This is a genomic window from Curtobacterium sp. L3-7 (assembly GCF_048756585.1).
Taxonomy (GTDB): Bacteria; Actinomycetota; Actinomycetes; order Actinomycetales; family Microbacteriaceae; genus Curtobacterium.
The window spans coordinates 1,555,740-1,572,719 of sequence record NZ_CP151474.1 but is presented as its reverse complement, the minus strand read 5'-3'; the positions used below and the strand labels follow the sequence as shown (position 1 = coordinate 1,572,719).

Here is a 16,980-nt window from a genome sequence, read left to right as displayed (position 1 = left end):
CGTCGCGCGCATCGGGGGTGCGGGTGGCGCACGGAGAGCGTGAACTACCCTGGGATCAGGATAATCACCCCGGGAGCCCCGAACTGTCCGAACAGCTGAACCCGACCCCGTCTGGCCCGACCGCGTCTGGCCCGACCACCACGGCCACCCTCGACGACCGCTACGGCCGCACCCCCGGGCGCACCCGTCGCACCCGCACGATCGCCATCGCCGCGGCGGCCGCGATCGTCGTCGTGTTCGGCGCCTGGGTCATCTGGGCGGGCCCAGGGCAGACCTCGCACGGCCTCGACACCGAGGACGTCGGCTACGAGATCCTCTCGGCGCACAAGGCCGTCGTGCACTCGCAGGTGTCGGTCGACCCGGGCACGAAGGCCGAGTGCGCCGTCCAGGTGCTCGACAAGTCGTACACGATCGTCGGCTGGAAGACGGTGTCGCTGCCCGCCGCCACCGAGCGCTCGCGGTCGATCTCGACCGAGGTGAACACCACGACACGCGGCGTGACCGGCTTGATCCACACCTGCTGGGTTCCCTAGACTGCCCTGATTCGCCTGACGAGATCGACCGCTCCGGTCGGTCTCGTTCTTTCATGGCCGAAGGGATTGACTTTCATGAGCAACGACACGCAGGCCACCTGGCTGACGCAGGAGGCGTTCGACCGCCTCCAGGCGGAGCTCGAGGAGCTGAGCGGCGAAGGCCGTGCCGAGATCGCCCGCCGCATCGAGGCCGCGCGCGAAGAGGGCGACCTCAAGGAGAACGGCGGCTACCACGCGGCGAAGGACGAGCAGGGCAAGATCGAGGCCCGCATCCGCGTGCTCACGAACCTGCTGAAGACGGCGACCGTCCGCGAAGCCGAGTTCGACGGCACCGTCGAGCCGGGCACCGTCGTGACGGCGACCATCGCGGGCGACTCCTCGACGTTCCTCGTCGGCAGCCGCGAGATCGTGGCAGAGGGCTCCGACCTGACGGTCTACAGCCCGGTCAGCCCGGTCGGCGCCGCGATCGTCGGCCTCCGCGCCGGCGACGCCACGACGTACACCGCGCCGAACGGCAAGGACATCGCCGTGGAGGTGACGAAGGTCGAGCGCTACGAGCCGTAGGCTCGCGCCCTCTCACGAACGACGCGCCCCGTCCTGACGGGGCGCGTTGTTCGTTGCGGGGCGCGATCCGCGCCAGACGGGAGGCTCAGTGCAGCAGCTGCTCCGGGCCCCGGTGGACGCTGTCCCGCCTCAGTGCAGCAGCTGCTCCGGGCCCCGGTGGACGCTGTCCCGCCTCAGTGCAGCAGCTGCTCCGGGCGGAAGCCCGCCTCGTGGAGCCGCTGGATGACCTCTTCGGCGTGCTCGGGGCCGCGGGCCTCGATCGACAGGTCGAGGGCGACCTCGTTGATGACGAGCCCCTGCCCGTGCCGGGTGTGCAGGACCTCGACGACGTTCGCGCCGGCGTCGGAGATGACCTGGGAGACCCGTGCGAGCTGCCCCGGGCGGTCCGGCAGCATGATCCGGATGCCGATGTAGCGCGATGCGGCGACGAGACCACGGGTGATCACGCGTTCCATCATGAGCGGGTCGATGTTCCCGCCGCTCAGGAGCACGACGGTCCGACCGGTGTCCTTGACGGCGCCGGCCATGATCGCTGCCACGCCGACCGCGCCTGCGGCCTCGACGACCAGCTTCGCGCGCTCGAGGAGCACGAGCAGCGCCCGGGCGACGTCGTCGTCGGAGACCGTGACGATCTCGTCGACGAGGTCGCGGATGATCGGGAAGTTGAGCTCGCCGGGTCGGGCGACGGCGATGCCGTCCGCGATCGTCGGCGTGGTCTGGATGGTCACCGGCTCCCCGGCGTCGAGCGAGTCCGGGTAGGACGCGGCGTTGGCCGCCTGCACGCCGATCACGCGGATCGTGCGGCCGAGACGCCCGGCGAGTCCCTTCACCGCGATGGCGATGCCGGCGATGACGCCGCCGCCGCCGATCGGGACCACGACCGTGTCGACGTCTGGGACCTGGTCGACGATCTCGAGCCCGAGGGTGCCCTGCCCGGCGATGACGTCGGGGTGGTCGAACGGCGGGATGAACACGGCACCCGTGCGGGCGCCGAAGTCCTTGGCGGCCGACAGTGCTTCTTCCACGGAGTGGCCGCGGAGGACGACCTCGGCCCCGTAGTGCCGGGTCGCCTGCAGCTTCGGCAGGGCGACGCCGACCGGCGTGAAGATCGTCGCCGGGATCCCGAGCTCACGGGCGGCGAGGGCGACGCCCTGGGCGTGGTTGCCGGCGCTGGCGGCGACGACGCCCTTCGCGCGCTGCTCTGGTGTCAGCGCTGAGAGGCGGTTGTACGCCCCGCGCACCTTGTACGCACCGGTGCGCTGCAGGTTCTCGCACTTCAGGTGCACGGGCGACCCGAGGAGCTCCGCGAGGAACTGCGACGTCTCCATCGGGGTCACGCGCGCCACGCCCGCGATGGTCTCCCGCGCAGCCTCGATGTCGGCGAGCGTGGGGGCCTGTGGAGGAGCGCTGGTGTCGGTCACTCCCCCATCATCGCCGGTGCGGGGCCCCGCCCGCGAACCGATGACGTCAGTTGGTGCTGGCGGTGCCGTCAGCGGCCGTGGGCTCCTTGTCGCTGCCGGGCGCCGGGACGTCGTCCAGCGTGGTGTGCCGGCGACGGCGGAGGAGCTGGATCTTGCCGTGCTGCCCACGCTTGGGCGTGGCCTCGAGCACGTGGTCCGAGTCGAGTCGACGCCACCGGCCGCTCGCGATGGTGGTGACCATCGCGTTCACGGTCGCGATCAGGGGGACCGCGAAGAACGCGCCGGCGATACCAGCGAGACCGGAGGCCGCGGTGACACCGAGGACGACCGCCAGGGGGTGCACCTTCACCGCGTTGCCCATCACCAACGGCTGGAGGATGTGCCCCTCGATCTGCTGCACGAGCAGGACGACCGCGAGCACGAGGACCGCGGCGATCGGTCCGTTGAAGATCAGCGCGACGAAGACCGCCAGGAACCCGGTGACGATCGCACCGACAACGGGGATGAACGCCCCGAGGAACACGAACGCGGCGATCGGGATGACGAGGGGCATGCCTCCGAAGAACAGCCCGACGATCCAGGCACCGAGGCCGATGCCGACGGCGTCGACGAACGCGACGAAGATCTGCACGCGGATGAAGCTCGTCAGGGTGATCCAGCCGGCCACCCCGGCACCGTCGACCGCTGCGCGCGCCTTCTTCGGGAAGAGCCGCACGGTCCAGCGCCAGACGTTCTTGCCGTCGATGAGCAGGAAGATCGTCGTGAACAGGATGATGAACAGGGCCTCGAACACGTGGGTCGCACTCGACCCGGCGCTCGCGACGCCGGAGAGGATCGACCCGGAGTTGTCCTGCAACCACTTCGTGGCGTCGTCGAGCCAGCCGTTGACGTCCTTCTGGGTGATGCCGAGGCCGGAGTTGAGCACGAAGTCGCGGATGTTCGCGTACTGCGAGAGCGTCCGGTCCCGGAGCGACGGGTAGGACGCGATCACCTGGTCCACGACGAGCCAGATCAGGCCACCGAGCGCGGCGATGCCGGCTAGCAGGCTGACGATGACGGCGATCCACTTCGGGACGTGGTGGCGCTGCAACCAGTTCGAGAACGGGACCAGCAGCGCGGAGATCACGATGCCGATGAGGAACGGGATGAGGATCTCGCTGAAGATCGTCATCAGCCAGATGAAGAGCGCGATGACCCCGACCACGACGAGCACTCGCCAGGACCACGCCCCGGCGATGCGCATGCCCACCGGTACCGAATCCTCGACCACGGGGTCGGGATGAGTCTGCTTGCGTGCCCATGCCATGCCGCGAGTGTATCCGTGTGTCGCCTGACAGGTTCCAGATGCGGCATATACGTCGGCAGGTGGGCGTCGGTGGCGCTCACTAGGGTCGATGACATGGTCAGGACCACGCTCTCCGCTGCCGAGTCCCGGCGCGTCGTACTCGCTGCGCAGGGCTTCGGGCGGCCGCCGGCGGACACCGTCGTCACCAGGTCGCTGAGCGCGGGGATCAACCGCCTCGGCCTGCTGCAGATCGACTCGGTCAACGTCTTCGAGCGGAGCCACTACCTGCCGCTGTTCGCCCGGCTCGGCCCCTACGACCGCACCGCGCTCGATCGACTGACGTTCGCGAAGCGCGGCCCGTACCTGGAGTACTGGGCGCACGAAGCCGCGTTCATCCCCCGGGACGACCTCCGGCTGTTCCGCTGGAAGATGGACGCGATGCGCGAGCGGGACGCCGCCCCGGTCCGCGTCGAACACGTCACCAGGACCGAGTCCGTGCGTCGCGAGCTGCACGCGATGCTCCGTGCCGAGGGGCCGATGCCCGCGAGTGCCGTCGAGCACGAGTCGAACGTGCGCCGTGGGCCGTGGTGGGGGTGGAGCGACGTCAAGCTCGGGCTCGAGCTGATGTTCCGCTGGGGCGACGTGGTGAGCGCGGGTCGATCGGGCTTCGAGCGGGTGTACGCGCTGCCGTCGCAGGTGCTGCCGGCCGGGTTCCTCGAGACGGCGCCTGCTCGCGCGGACGCGATCCGCGAGCTCGTCGGCCGGGCATCACGCGCGCTCGGTGTCGGCACGCGTGCGGACATCGCCGACTACTACCGGTTGCGCTCGGACGACACCGCGGCGGCCATCGCCGAGCTGCAGGACGCCGGGGAACTGCTGCCCGTGCGGGTCGAGGGCTGGCGGGCGCAGGCGTGGATGCACGCCGACGCCCGGGTCCCGCGCACGATGACGACCAGTGCGGTGCTGAGCCCGTTCGACCCCGTGGTGTGGTTCCGGCGACGTGCCGAGCGGATGTACGGGTTCCACTACCGGATCGAGATCTACACGCCGGCGCCGAAGCGGGTGTTCGGGTACTACGTGCTCCCGGTGCTGCAGGACGACACGCTCGTCGGCCGGGTCGACCTGAAGAGCGACCGGCAGCGCGGGGTCCTCCGCGTGCGGACGGCCTGGCAGGAAGACGGCGCCGTGCTCGATGCGGAACGCCTGGCAGACACCCTGCGCCGGGCAGCGGCGTGGCAGGGGCTCGACGGCATCGAGGTCACCGATCGCGGGACGGCCGCCCGTGCACTGGCGGGGGCGCTCGGCGTGCCGCTCGTCCCGCACGTGGCGGCCGACGACGCGGACGCCCCCGAGCCCGCCGCGGCCGACGCGACCGTCTAGAAGCGGTCCTGGTTCGCGCGGAGCCGCGCGATCCGGTCCGGCAGCGGCGGGTGTGTCGAGAACAACCGGTCCATGAGTCCGGGCCGCATCGGGTCCGCGATCCACAGGTGCGCCATGGAGGAGTTCTGCGTCTGCATCGGGCGACCGTGGGCCCCGAGCTTCTCGAGCGCCCGCGCGAGGCCCTCCGGGTGCCGGGTGGTGAGCGCACCGGTCGCGTCGGCGAGGTACTCGCGCTGCCGGGAGACCGCCGCCTGCACGCCCATCGCCGCGATCGGGGCGACGAGCACGGCGACGATCCCGGCGATCATCAGGATCGGGTTCGCACCGCCGCCGTTGTCGCTGTTCCGGTTCCGCCCGCCGGCCAGCCCGCTGAAGATCGAGATGCGCAGCAGGACGTCCGCGATGAGGCCGACCGCGACGACCAGCCCGAAGACCATCGTCGACACCCGGATGTCGTAGTTCCTGACGTGTCCGAGCTCGTGCGCCATCACGCCCTGCAGCTCCTGGTCGTCCATGATCTCGAGCAGCCCGGTGGTGGCGGCGACGACGGCGTGCTCCGGGTCACGGCCCGTGGCGAAGGCGTTCGGGGACGGGTCGCGGATGACGTACACCCGGGGCATCGGCATCCCGGTGGCGATCGCGAGGTTCTCGACCGTGCGCCAGAGCCGGGGTTCGGTGTTCCGGTCGATCTCGATGCCGCCGGCGATGGCGGTCGCCTGGCGCGAAGCGGTGAAGTACTGCAGCACGGCGTACCCGACGGCGACGACGAGCACGATCACACCGATCGAGACGTTGCCCGCGAGGTACCCGCCGAGGAACCCGAGGGCGCCGATGATCAGCAGGAAGACGAAGACGATGACGACGGTGTTGCGCTTGTTGCGCGCGATGGCGCTGTACATCCGCGGGGGCCGTGCCGGTTCGTCAGAACTGGACGCGCGGCGGCTCGGCGATGGCCGCCGGCTCGGCCGTCTCGAAGAACGATGCCTCGTCGAAGCCGCGGCTCTTCGCGAAGGACGAGTTCGGGAACACCTTGATCTTGGTGTTCAGCTCGCGGACGCCGCCGTTGTAGAACCGCCTGGCCGACTGGATCTTGTCCTCGGTGTCGACGAGTTCGGTCTGCAGCTGCAGGAAGTTCTGGCTCGACTGGAGCTGGGGGTACCCCTCGGCGACGGCGAACACGCTCTTCAGGGCCTTCTGCATGTGCCCTTCGGCTGCGGATGCCGCTGTCGCGTCGCCGGCGCTCAACGTCTCGGAGCGGGCCTTCGTCACGTCGTCGAAGACGGACTTCTCGTGCGTGGCGTACCCCTTCACCGTGTCGACGATGGTCGGGATGAGGTCCGCACGGCGCTTCAGCTGCACGGAGATGTCGCTCCACGCCTCGTCGACGCGGACCTTCAGCGTGACGAGCGAGTTGTACGTGACCCAGAGGTAGATCCCGACGACCACGAGGACCACGACCACCACGCCGATGACGATCAGTGTCGTGATGAGTCCGGTGTCCATGCGGGAGTGCTCCTTGTCGCGTCGGGATGCTCGCGTGCGGCGGCCGATGGTGCACACCGGACGACCATCGTTGATTCTAACGACGCTCAGTGACGGTTCCGAGCGCGCCCCGGGGTTCACGGTTGATTCCCCAGGCACGCACACCCCACGTTCGGGACCAGGTCGGATCGGGGACATCATCCGCGAGGTGTATTGACCGATGCGTCGCCGTGACGTGGGATGGAGGGGCATGAACACGCGCGGGGACCACGTGGACACCAGGGCAGTCGGGGGCGACGGCCCTGCTCGTCGACCCCGGAAGGCCGCCCGTGGCACGGTGCTGGCAGCCCTGACCGCGACGCTCGCCGCAGGCCTGCTCGCCCTCGCGGCCGCCCCGGTGGCAGCAGCAGCGACCACCACGTCGCGGCCGGCAGCGACCACCATCGCGCCCGCGGAAGCGACGAGCACCGCGGCGCCGACGGCACCGGCCGCCCCCACGCAGTCCGACACCCGGCCGGCCCCGCCGTCGTCCGCCCCGACGGGTTCCCCGTCCCCGACCGCTCCCCCGACCGACCGTCCCCCGGTCGACCCCACGATCGCCGACCCCGGCGACGTCACGAGCGCGACCGGCCGGTTCCACGGCACGGCGACGCCCGGACACGCCGTCCGTGTGATGGACCCCTCCGTCTCCACCCGTTCGGTGTGCACCGCGACGGCAGACCCCCGTGGCGCGTGGTCCTGCTACGGCACCGTCCAGACCGGTCCGCAGCAGGTGTTCACCGTGCAGGACACCACCGACCCCTCCCGCCGCACCGCCGACGCTCCTGCGTCCGACGTCGTCGTCCCGCCGACCATCACCACGCGGGCACCGACCGCTGGCTCCGTCTCCGGCACCGGGGACGCGGGCATGACCGTCACGGTGTCACTCTCCGCCACCACGACGAACGGAGGCGCCGCCGTCCGCACCGCGGTCGTCGGACCGGACGGCCGCTGGATCGTCTCCTGGGCGACGGGTGCATCGCCGCGCCCGAACGGCACCGTCACCATGACGGCCACCCAGACGGCGAGCACCGCGAACGGCTTCCGGTCCGACCTCCGCAGCGCCGCATCGCAGCCGGTGTCGGTCACGATCGACCGCACCCCGCCGGACGCCCCGCGTGTCACGGACCCGCGGACCGGAGCACGGATCGGCACCCAGCCGCTGACGATCCGCGGCACGGGTGAGCCCGGCGCAACCCTGACCGCCTACGTCGACCGCGTCGCGGTGTGCGGCGCCACGGTCGGCTCGGACGGTTCCTGGGCGTGCTCGGCCGAGGGCACGACCCTCACGGCGGGCCGCCACCAGGTCACCGCGCTGCAGCACGACGCGGCGGGGAACCACTCGCGGTCGTCCTCGGCCGTGGACGTCACGGTCCGGGCGGGCTCCACCAGCACCCCCGGTTCGAGTGCACCGGCCAGCAGCGCCCCGAGCGGGTCCACCGGAGCCGGTGGCACCCCGACCGGGACGGCAGGACCGGGCTCGGCCGACGGCTCGGGCGGGACCTCCGGGCACACCCCGGGCAGCGGCGCCGGCGGCGGGACGGGGACCGGCGGAGCCGGGACCGGCGGCGGCAGCGCGGGCCCTGGCACCGGTGGGCACGACTGGTCCGGCCCCGCCGGCGACTGGTCGATCGCGACGACGTTCGACCAGACCGTCCCCACCATCCAGTCGTCCTTCTCGTGGCGAACGCTCCTCGTCGCCGCGTCGGTCGCAGCCGGGTTCCTGCTCCTCGTCGCCGGGCCCGCGCGACTCGTCGCCCGCACGCTCCGCGGTCGCCTGCCCGTCCGGCTCGCTTCGTTCACCGGGCGCAACCGGCCCCGCGCGGAGCGCACCCGTGGTGACGAGGCGCTCCCGACCTGGGCGTCCGTCGCCGTGGCGGTCCCACTCGCAGCCGTGCTGACCCTGCTCGGGGTCGGTGTCGAGCTCGAGGCGCGGTACGTCCGCCTCGCGATCGCGGTCCTGCTCGGTGCGGCCGTCCTCGCGGCCGCGGTGGTGCTGGCGACCCGCTGGGCCGCCGGCGCCGACCGGCACACGGTCGGGTACCGCATCTCGCCGTGGCTCGTGCTCGCCGCCCTCGTGGCGTGCGGCATCACCCGTGTCGCGGACCTCTCCCCGGCGATCGTCATCGGCGTCCTCCTGGTCCCGGCCGGACGCCTCGACGTCGACACGGCCGCGATGCGCCTCGGCACCGGGATCGCGGCCTGCGCCAGGAGCGCGACGTGGCGTTCGATCGCGCTGCTCGTCCTCGCCGCGGCCGGGTGGCTGCTGCACAGCCTCACCCCGGGAACCGGCTTCTGGACGTCGCTCGTGTCCGAGTTCGCGATCACCCTCTGCGTGGGCGGTCTCGGGTCGCTCGTCGTGACGCTGCTGCCGGTCGCCGGCTCCGCCGGGAGCGCGCTCTGGGCGCACTCCAGGGGACGGTACGCGTCGATCGCCGCGGTCGGCGTCGCGCTGGCCGCCGCCGTCTACTCCGGCTCCGCCGGGACCCACGTCTCCCCCGTCGCCATGGGTGTCGTCGCCTGCGGGTGCGCCGCGGTGGCGGCCGCCACCTGGTTGTGGGTCCGGGTCCTGGAACCGGACGTCCGCGGCTGACCCGCACCGAGCCTCCAGTCCGGCGCCGGAGACCGCGGCCGACCCGCCGACCCGCCGACCCGCCGACCCGCAGACACTGCGCACTCGACCGTCTCGCGCGCCGCGCGCCCGGCACTGCCCGCGCCGATTACGCTGGCGAACGGTGCGTCGGAGCACCGACGAGCGCATGGGAGCGACGATGACGAAGACCCGATCCGACTACGACCCGACCCGGTTCCGCGAGGTCTTCGAGGGCAGCTACACCTACGCCAACGGCTTCGCGCGGAACACGCACCGCTTCGCCGGACGGCCAGCGCTCCGAGACCCGGACACGGACCGGTCGTGGACGTACGCGGAACTCGGCGACGCGGTCGACCGGATCGGCGGATGGCTCCTCCGGCACGGCGCCGGCAAGGGCTCGGTCGTCATGGTGGAGCTCTTCAACTCCCCCGAGTTCGCGATGCTCTACCTGGCGTGCCACCGCATCGGCGCGGTGTTCTCGCCGACGAACTTCCGGCTCGCGGCCGACGAGGTCGCGTTCATCGTCGACGACTCGGCCCCGGTCGTGCTCGTGTACGACGCCGACCGGACCACGGACATCACGGCCGCGCTGGCGAGCGCCTCGCACGACCCGGCGCACGTCGTGGTCGTCGGCGACGCGCTCCGGCAGGACGTCCCCTTCGCCGACCTGCTCGCGGCCGACCCGGTGACGGCGGACGAACTCACGCCGACCGAGCCGCGGAGCACCTACGACGAGACGACGCGGCTGTACACCTCCGGGACGACGGGCCGACCGAAGCCCGTCCCGCTGCCGAGCCTCGTCGAGGTGCTCAGCGCGCACGACGTGGTCATGCACTTCCCGCTGAGCCCCTTCGACAAGACGCTGAACATGTCGCCGCTGTTCCACCGCGGCGGGCTGTACTCCGGCGGTCCGAACCCGGTGTTCTACGTCGGGGCCGAGCTCACCACGCTCCGGCACTTCGACGCCGACCGCGTGCTCGACCTCGTCGAGTCGGAACGGCTGACGTTCCTCATCGGGGCCCCGCCGAACCTCGTCCAGCTCGCGAACGCGCAGGAGAAGCGACCGCGCGACCTGTCCTCCCTGCACGGCATCGTGACGATGGGGGCGCCGCTCGACCGGGCAGCTGCCCTGCGGTACCAGGAGCTGCTCTCCCCGCGGATCTTCAACGGCTACGGCACGACGGAGACGTTCTGGAACACGTTCCTGCGCCCCGAGGACTTCCCCGACGGTGCCGGCTCCACGGGCAGGGCATCCACCGACGACGACGTCGCGGTCGTCCGGGTGTACGCCGACGAGCTCGCGGCGCCGAGCGACACCGTGGCGAAGGACGGCACCGAGATCGGCGAGTTCGCGGTCCGCACCGTGAAGTCCGGGTACTCGTACCGGAACCCCGGCCTCGAGGCGGAGAAGTTCGCGAACGGCTGGTTCTACCCGGGCGACCTCGCGACGTGGGACGAGCACGAGCGGGTGACGATCGTCGGGCGCAAGGACGACATGATCATCTCCGGCGGCGAGAACGTGCACCCCGTGCAGGTGGAGGCGGTCCTGCAGGAGCACCCAGGCGTCGCGGACTCGATCGTGACCGGGGTGCCCGACGAGCGCTGGGGCGAGGTCGTGACGGCGTACGTCATCCGTGCCGAGCGCGGGCTGCCGTCGGAGGATGCCGACGCGGCCGCCGAGCTCGAGCAGTGGACGGGGTCGCACCCGGGCCTCGCTCGGTACAAGCGCCCGCGGAAGTACCGGTTCGTCACCGAGCTGCCGTACAACGCGACGGGCAAGAAGGTGCACTACCTCGCCAAGGCGACGGCCGCCGAGGACGACGCAGCAGGGCTGCTGCTGGCCCCGTAGCGGACGGGAGGCACGCGGCGGGCCCGCCACGAGCCTCCCGTCCGGCCCTGGTCGCGCTCAGTGCGCCGGGGCGGTGCGGGCGAACAAGCCGGGGAGCAGCCCGCCGATCTTCGTGCCGATGCACAGGCTCGCGAACGTCGCGAGCGGGGTGGCGAGCGCCACCGGGTCGAGGGTCGACACCGCGACGAGCCCGACCGTGCCCGGGACGAGCAACAGGAACGCGGGGAAGAACGACACTGTCGCCGGGATCACCGGGACGAGCCGTTCGAGCAGGCGCGTGGCGACGAACAGCAGGGCGGCGGTCACGCCGGTCGCGACGACGCTGCCCCACAGCGGGCTCGTACCACTCAGCACGGCGTACGCGGTCACCATGACCGCGACGGACACGAGCGTGAGACGCCAGCCGGAGCCGAAGACCAGGCCGAGACCGAGCGCCAGCACGACCACCGCGACCCACGACACCCAGTAGGACGGCACCGCTTCCCAGCCGCCGCGGTCGGTCCCGACCCCGGCGACCTCGCCGACGAGGGCCGCGGACGACGGGTCGACGTGCAGCCCGGTGAGGGCGCTCCCGGCGGCGATCCCGGCGGCCATGAAGCCGAGCATGATCACGCCCTGCACGAGCCGCGAGGCCCCGGTGACGATGTCCGCCGCTGTGAGTTCGAGCAGGGCGTTCGTGATGAGCGCCCCGGGGACGAACACCGCGACGGGGGCGCACACGGCGAAGAGCGGGACGTGCCCGAAGCCGGTCTGGGCGACGACGAGTCCGACCACCGCCGTCGACATGAACGCCGCGAGGAACGGGATGATGGCGACCGCCTCGCGGAAGCGACGGAGCAGGAGTCCGATGACCCCGACCAGTGCACCGACGCCGAGCGTGACCAGGATCGCCCACCACGGGCAGCGGAACACGACCGCCAGTCCCGCGGCGGTGAGGGCGTTGCCCGCGATCCACGGCAGCGGCGCCGGCGGACGGGTGCCCGCTCGGATCGCCCTGACCCGCGCCGGGATCTCCGCGAGGGCGATCGAGCCGCTCTCGAGCCCGAGGACCAGCCGGTTCGCGCGCGCCGCCTGCCGGGACGACAGCTCGACGCCCTCGGCGTTCACGATCGTCGCCGATCCCGTCGCGGTCTCGCTGACGATCACGAGTGCCGGGAGCACCCCGACCGCGAGCTCCGGGCCGATGCCGGCGGAGTCCCGGGCCTTCTCGAGCGCGGAACGGACGTCGGTGACGGAGCTGCCGGCGTCGAGCAGCAGGGTGCCGAGCGTGCCGAGGAGCATGCCGACCGGGACGGTCTCGCCGTCGACGACCTCGACGTGCGACTCCGGCTGCCGGAGGACACCACGGAGGTTCGCGAGCGCACTGCCGAATCCCACCACCGGAGCATGCTAACGGTCACCGGGGTCAGTGCGCGGTCTGCACCGCCCGCGTCCGCCACCGGATCTCGTTCGTGAACCCCTCGGTCTCCGGGTGCAGCTCGTCGTCCGGCGCTGACTGCACGAGCAAACCGATCGCGGGCGCCAGCAGGATGCCCGACGTGGTGGCCATCCCCCAGCGGTCGACGGTCGGGACGTGCACCGTGTCGGCCAGACCCGCCTGCGCGAGGGCAGCCGCGTACTCGAGCACCGCGTACGCGGCGTCGTCCGTCGTGAGGACCGTCGCCAAGCCGTAGATGATGTGCTTCACGGTCGGGGACCTCCGTGCCCGGAATCGCCACAAAACGGGGGACGACCTCGGCTGGACGTTACGCGCACTCCACGGTGCGTGCTCAGGTTCAGCCCTTAGATTTCGATGCAACCGCATTCGCGGGAACTCTGAGTTCGGCCGAAGGGCTGTTCCTGATGGAAGCAGCCCCCTGATGCCCGCTTCATCGACCCTGTACCGCCCCACCACTCCTCGCGTCGCCGGAGCAGCAACCGCGACGTCGACCTACAAGGACCTCCTCGAGGAGGTCCGTGCCGCCGGTCTCCTGGAACGCCGTGTCGGCTTCTACTGGGCCGTGTTCGGCGTGCTCGTCGCCCTGGTCGCCGCGTGCTTCACCGCCGTTGCACTGCTCGATGGTTCGTGGTTCGTGCTCATCCCCGCCGGGATCCTCGGCGCGCTGTTCACCCAGTTCGCGTTCCTCGCCCACGAAGCCGCGCACCGTCAGGTGTTCGCGTCACGCAAGTGGAACGACCACGCCGGCCGCTGGGTCGGCACGTTCGTCGTCGGGCTGTCCTACACGTGGTGGATGAACAAGCACAACCGCCACCACGGCAACCCGAACACCATCGGCAAGGACCCCGACATCGCGCAGGACACCGTGTCCTTCATCGAGGAGGACGCAGCCGAGCGCAAGGGTCTCCTCCGTGCACTCACCCGGGTGCAGGGCTGGGCGTTCTTCCCGCTCCTGACGATGGAGGGCGCGAACCTGCACTTCCTCGGCGTCAAGGCACTCGTCACCGGCCAGCACATCAAGGGCACCGGCCGTGACCGCGTCATCGAAGGATCGCTCCTCGTCGCCCGCTTCGGCATCTACCTCTGGGCCGTCTTCGCGCTCATGCCGTTCCCCGTCGCCGCCGCCTTCCTCGGCGTGCAGCTCGCCGTCTTCGGCGTGATGATGGGCGGCTCGTTCGCCCCGAACCACAAGGGGATGCCGATCATCGCCGAGGGCGCACGCATCGACTTCCTGTCCCGCCAGGTGCGCACGTCGCGCAACATCACCGGCGGGATCTGGGCCGACCACCTCTTCGGCGGGCTCAACCACCAGGCGGAGCACCACCTCTTCCCGAGCATGGCGCGCCCGAACCTGCGCAAGGCCAAGCCGATGGTGAAGGCGCACTGCGCCAAGCACGACATCCCGTACACCGAGGCCAGCCTCGGGAAGTCGTACGCGATCGTCGTCGCCTACCTCAACCGCGTCGGGCTCGCCGCACGCGACCCGTTCACCTGCCCGATGGTGACGGCGTACCGCCTGCACTGACGTACCCCCGGTGGGACTCGAACCCACAACTCGGCGATTTTAAGTCGCATGCCTCTGCCAGTTGGGCCACGGGGGCGCGGCGATCTAGCCTACCGACGAAGGGCGGTCACCCCGTGTGGGTGACCGCCCTTCGGCGTGAGCGGGTGATCGCTACTTGGCGTCGACCGGGGCTGCCTCGTTCGAGACGTCCTCGGCGGGCTTGCCGTACGCGGGGCCGGCGGCACCGGCGGGCGTGCCCTCTGCCGGCGACGGAGCGACCGCCTTCGGCTCCTCGGCAGCGGCAGGCTTCGGGCGCGACGCCCATGCCTCGAACGCGGCGCGCGGGGTCTCGCGGTCGTCGAGCGACGCGATGTCACGGCCCAGGAAGAAGCCGCCCACCCAGTCGCCGATGACGCGCCACTTGCGCTCCCACGACGGCATCGCCATGCCGTGGTAGCCACGGTGCGCGCCCCAAGCGAGGAAGCCCTTCATCGCGAACTTGCCCGACTGGAAGACACCGATGCCGAGACCGAGGCCCGCGACGGCGCCGAGGTTGTCGTGCTTGTAGTCCACGGTCGCCTCGCCGCGGAGCACCGCGACCAGGTTCTTCGCGAGCTGCTTGGCCTGACGGACGGCGTGCTGCGCGTTCGGGACGCACATGCCGCCGACGCCGGCACCCGTGAGGTCCGGGACGGCTGCGACGTCGCCACAGGCCCACGCGTCTGCGATGACCTCGTCCTCGTTCACGACGCGGAGGTCGGGCTGCACGGTGATGCGGCCGCGGGGCTCGAGCGGGAAGTCGGTGCCCTTGACCATCGGGTTCGCCATGACGCCGGCGGTCCAGATGATGAGGTCGGACTCGATGGTCTCGATCGACTCGTCCTTGGCCTTGAGCTGGCAGACGCCACCGACGGCCGACGCGAGCTGCGTCTCGAGGTGCACGTTCGCGCCGCGCTCCGCGAGGTTCTTGAGCACCCAGTGCGAGGTCTCGAGGGAGACCTCGGGCATGATGCGCCCCATCGCCTCCACCAGGTGGAAGTGCGTGTCGTCGAAGGACAGCTGCGGGTAGCTCTTCAGCAGGTCGGTGACGAACGAGCGGAGCTCTGCGAACACCTCGATGCCGGCGAAGCCACCGCCGACGACGACGACCGTGAGCAGGCGGTCGCGCTCCGGACCGGCCGGCAGGTTCGACGCCTTGGCGAAGTTCGTGAGGATCTTGTCGCGGATGGCCGCGGCTTCCTCGATGGTCTTCAGGCCGATGGCCTCGTCAGCGACGCCCGGGATCGGGAAGGTGCGGGAGACGGCACCGGCGGTCATGACGATCTGGTCGTAGGACTCTTCCCACGGCTCGCCGATCGCCGGCGTGATCGTCGCGGTCTTCGAGGCGTGGTCCACCTTGGTGACCTTGGCCGTGACGACACGGGTCTTCTTGAGGTGACGACGGTGCGAGACGACGGCGTGACGCGGCTCGATGGAGCCGGCGGCGACCTCCGGGAGGAACGGCTGGTACGTCATGTACGGCAGCGGGTCCACCATGACGACCTCGGCTTCGCCCTGGCGAAGGTGCTTCTCGAGCTTCCATGCGGTGTAGAAGCCGGCGTAACCGCCGCCGACGACGAGGATCTTGGGCACGGGGGATGATCTCCTTGGAGTGGGGGTGGTTGCCGGGCGGCTGGTCAGAATTCGCCACCACCCGCCCCGACTCCGGCGTCTGCACCCTCATCATACGCCCGGCATTCGCACCGGTCGGGCGACCAGCTCGCGCGCTCGAGCGCGAGGTCGCCGATGGGGTTCACGCCGGGGCCGGCAGCGAGTGTGTGACCGACGAGGGCGTGCAGGCACTTCACGCGGACGGGCATGCCGCCGGCGCTGATGCCGTCGATCTCGTCGACGTGCTCGATGGATTCGCGGTCAGCGAGGTAGGCCTCGTGGGCAGCGCGGTAGCGCTCGGCCGTCTCCGGGTCCTCGAGCAGCGAGGCGAGTTCCGGCATCACGCCGTTCGCCTCGAGTGTGCTGACGGCAGCGGTGGCCGCCGGGTGGCACAGGTAGTAGAGCGTGGGGAACGGGGTGCCGTTCGACAGGCGCGGCTTCGTGGCGACCACCGTCGGGTTGCCGCAGACGCAGCGCGCCGCGATGCCGACGACGTCACGGGCGGGGCGGCCGAGCTGGGCCGAGACCACCTGGACGTCGTGCTCGGACGGCGGGTCGAACGGAGGGGTCGTCACGGGTACAAGAGGCTACCGGAGTTCCGGACGGCCTCGCACCGACGTGACGTCAGTTGCCGGAGTTGCCGCTGCCGGACACGTCGGGGGCGACGAGTTCCTGCGTGGTCTCGTCGGACAGTCCGGACTTCAGCACCGAGGACAGCATCGCCTGCACCCAGTCCACCTTCGGGGTCTGCACCGTCGAGCTCACCGGCGTGCCGGAGTCGGTCGTCGGCTTGCCGTCGGCGGAGGTCGTGCCCTCCCCCATCACCAGGAAGCTCTGCTCACCGGGGTAGACGTAGAGCAGGCGGTCGCGGGCCTGCGCCTCGATGTAGGCGGGGTCGTCCCAGCGGGCGACGTCCTTCTTCTTCTGCGCGACGTCGGACTTCTGCGCGGCGACCTCGTGCTGCTTCTGCGAGATCTGCTCCTGCTGCTGGATGAGCGTGCGGAGCGACGGCGCGAGCACCACGACGAAGAGCACGATGATCGCGAGCATCAGCAGGCTGAAGCCGGAGAACCGGATCGAGCGGTACCAGGGCTGCTCGGCTCGCGCATCGTCGGGCATCGCCACGGGGACGCGGCGGACGCGGGGCTTCTCGCTGGGCACGTCACGACGATAACCCGACGTGGCTGGTCCGTCCGTCCGGCACGCGGCCATCCGGTGCCCTCCCAGCCTGGAGGCTCGGCT

At 71.1% G+C, this 16,980-nt stretch carries 15 protein-coding genes and 1 tRNA gene; 6 read left to right on the top strand and 10 right to left on the bottom strand.

The window, feature by feature from the left end:
• The first annotated feature begins 23 nt into the window (after nt 1–23).
• Together AAEP80_RS07695 and greA are read left to right on the top strand one after the other, a co-directional pair.
• Nucleotides 24–533, top strand: coding sequence for a DUF4307 domain-containing protein (locus AAEP80_RS07695; RefSeq protein ID WP_281267131.1), 510 nt, complete (start codon nt 24–26; stop codon nt 531–533).
• Nucleotides 534–608: 75 nt separating this feature from the next.
• On the top strand, nt 609–1,097 hold the full coding sequence (greA, locus tag AAEP80_RS07690) for a transcription elongation factor GreA (RefSeq protein WP_281267130.1): 489 nt from the start codon (nt 609–611) through the stop codon (nt 1,095–1,097).
• Between the two features lie 173 nt (nt 1,098–1,270).
• Here the strand turns inward: greA and ilvA are convergent, their stop codons facing one another.
• Both ilvA and AAEP80_RS07680 read right to left on the bottom strand, forming a co-directional pair.
• Nucleotides 1,271–2,518, bottom strand: coding sequence for a threonine ammonia-lyase (ilvA, locus tag AAEP80_RS07685; RefSeq protein WP_420366597.1), 1,248 nt, complete (start codon nt 2,516–2,518; stop codon nt 1,271–1,273).
• 46 nt (nt 2,519–2,564) lie between these two features.
• Nucleotides 2,565–3,824, bottom strand: coding sequence for an AI-2E family transporter (locus tag AAEP80_RS07680; RefSeq protein WP_413602601.1), 1,260 nt, complete (start codon nt 3,822–3,824; stop codon nt 2,565–2,567).
• A 93-nt stretch (nt 3,825–3,917) separates the two neighbouring features.
• Between AAEP80_RS07680 and AAEP80_RS07675 the strand changes: the two genes are divergently transcribed.
• Complete coding sequence (locus tag AAEP80_RS07675; RefSeq protein WP_420366596.1) at nt 3,918–5,183, top strand: winged helix-turn-helix domain-containing protein; 1,266 nt, start codon at nt 3,918–3,920, stop codon at nt 5,181–5,183.
• On the opposite strand, the gene AAEP80_RS07670 is transcribed toward AAEP80_RS07675, so the two are convergent.
• Together AAEP80_RS07670 and AAEP80_RS07665 are read right to left on the bottom strand one after the other, a co-directional pair.
• Nucleotides 5,180–6,082 carry a M48 family metalloprotease gene (locus AAEP80_RS07670; protein WP_420366595.1) on the bottom strand — a complete coding sequence of 301 codons (903 nt, stop codon included), beginning with the start codon at nt 6,080–6,082 and terminating at the stop codon, nt 5,180–5,182. The genes AAEP80_RS07675 and AAEP80_RS07670 overlap by 4 nt on opposite strands.
• Before the next feature lie 22 nt (nt 6,083–6,104).
• Nucleotides 6,105–6,686 carry a LemA family protein gene (locus AAEP80_RS07665; RefSeq protein ID WP_281267125.1) on the bottom strand — a complete coding sequence of 194 codons (582 nt, stop codon included), beginning with the start codon at nt 6,684–6,686 and terminating at the stop codon, nt 6,105–6,107.
• A gap of 229 nt (nt 6,687–6,915) precedes the next feature.
• Between AAEP80_RS07665 and AAEP80_RS07660 the strand changes: the two genes are divergently transcribed.
• Entirely contained in the window at nt 6,916–9,297 is a 2,382-nt protein-coding gene (locus AAEP80_RS07660; protein WP_420366594.1) for an Ig-like domain-containing protein, read from the top strand.
• Nucleotides 9,298–9,475: 178 nt separating this feature from the next.
• Nucleotides 9,476–11,146: a class I adenylate-forming enzyme family protein gene (locus tag AAEP80_RS07655; RefSeq protein WP_420366593.1), complete on the top strand. Its 1,671-nt coding sequence runs from the start codon at nt 9,476–9,478 to the stop codon at nt 11,144–11,146.
• A gap of 57 nt (nt 11,147–11,203) precedes the next feature.
• Here the strand turns inward: AAEP80_RS07655 and AAEP80_RS07650 are convergent, their stop codons facing one another.
• Both AAEP80_RS07650 and AAEP80_RS07645 read right to left on the bottom strand, forming a co-directional pair.
• The gene (locus tag AAEP80_RS07650) at nt 11,204–12,526 is read right to left on the bottom strand and encodes a threonine/serine exporter family protein (RefSeq protein ID WP_281267122.1); all 1,323 of its coding nucleotides are present in this window, start codon (nt 12,524–12,526) and stop codon (nt 11,204–11,206) included.
• A gap of 25 nt (nt 12,527–12,551) precedes the next feature.
• Nucleotides 12,552–12,833: a hypothetical protein gene (locus AAEP80_RS07645; protein ID WP_420366592.1), complete on the bottom strand. Its 282-nt coding sequence runs from the start codon at nt 12,831–12,833 to the stop codon at nt 12,552–12,554.
• A gap of 172 nt (nt 12,834–13,005) precedes the next feature.
• Here AAEP80_RS07645 and AAEP80_RS07640 point away from each other — a divergent pair, with 172 nt between their 5' ends.
• Nucleotides 13,006–14,109, top strand: a complete 1,104-nt coding sequence (locus tag AAEP80_RS07640; RefSeq protein WP_420366591.1) for a fatty acid desaturase family protein — start codon at nt 13,006–13,008, stop codon at nt 14,107–14,109.
• Nucleotides 14,110–14,111: 2 nt separating this feature from the next.
• Here the strand turns inward: AAEP80_RS07640 and AAEP80_RS07635 are convergent.
• The 4 genes from AAEP80_RS07635 to AAEP80_RS07620 form a co-directional block, all read right to left on the bottom strand.
• Nucleotides 14,112–14,185, bottom strand: a tRNA-Leu gene (locus AAEP80_RS07635).
• Nucleotides 14,186–14,259: 74 nt separating this feature from the next.
• Nucleotides 14,260–15,720, bottom strand: coding sequence for an NAD(P)/FAD-dependent oxidoreductase (locus tag AAEP80_RS07630; RefSeq protein WP_420366590.1), 1,461 nt, complete (start codon nt 15,718–15,720; stop codon nt 14,260–14,262).
• Between the two features lie 44 nt (nt 15,721–15,764).
• Nucleotides 15,765–16,313, bottom strand: a complete 549-nt coding sequence (locus tag AAEP80_RS07625; RefSeq protein WP_281267118.1) for a DUF501 domain-containing protein — start codon at nt 16,311–16,313, stop codon at nt 15,765–15,767.
• A 49-nt stretch (nt 16,314–16,362) separates the two neighbouring features.
• On the bottom strand, nt 16,363–16,899 hold the full coding sequence (locus tag AAEP80_RS07620; RefSeq protein ID WP_413602612.1) for an FtsB family cell division protein: 537 nt from the start codon (nt 16,897–16,899) through the stop codon (nt 16,363–16,365).
• Nucleotides 16,900–16,980: the final 81 nt, after the last annotated feature.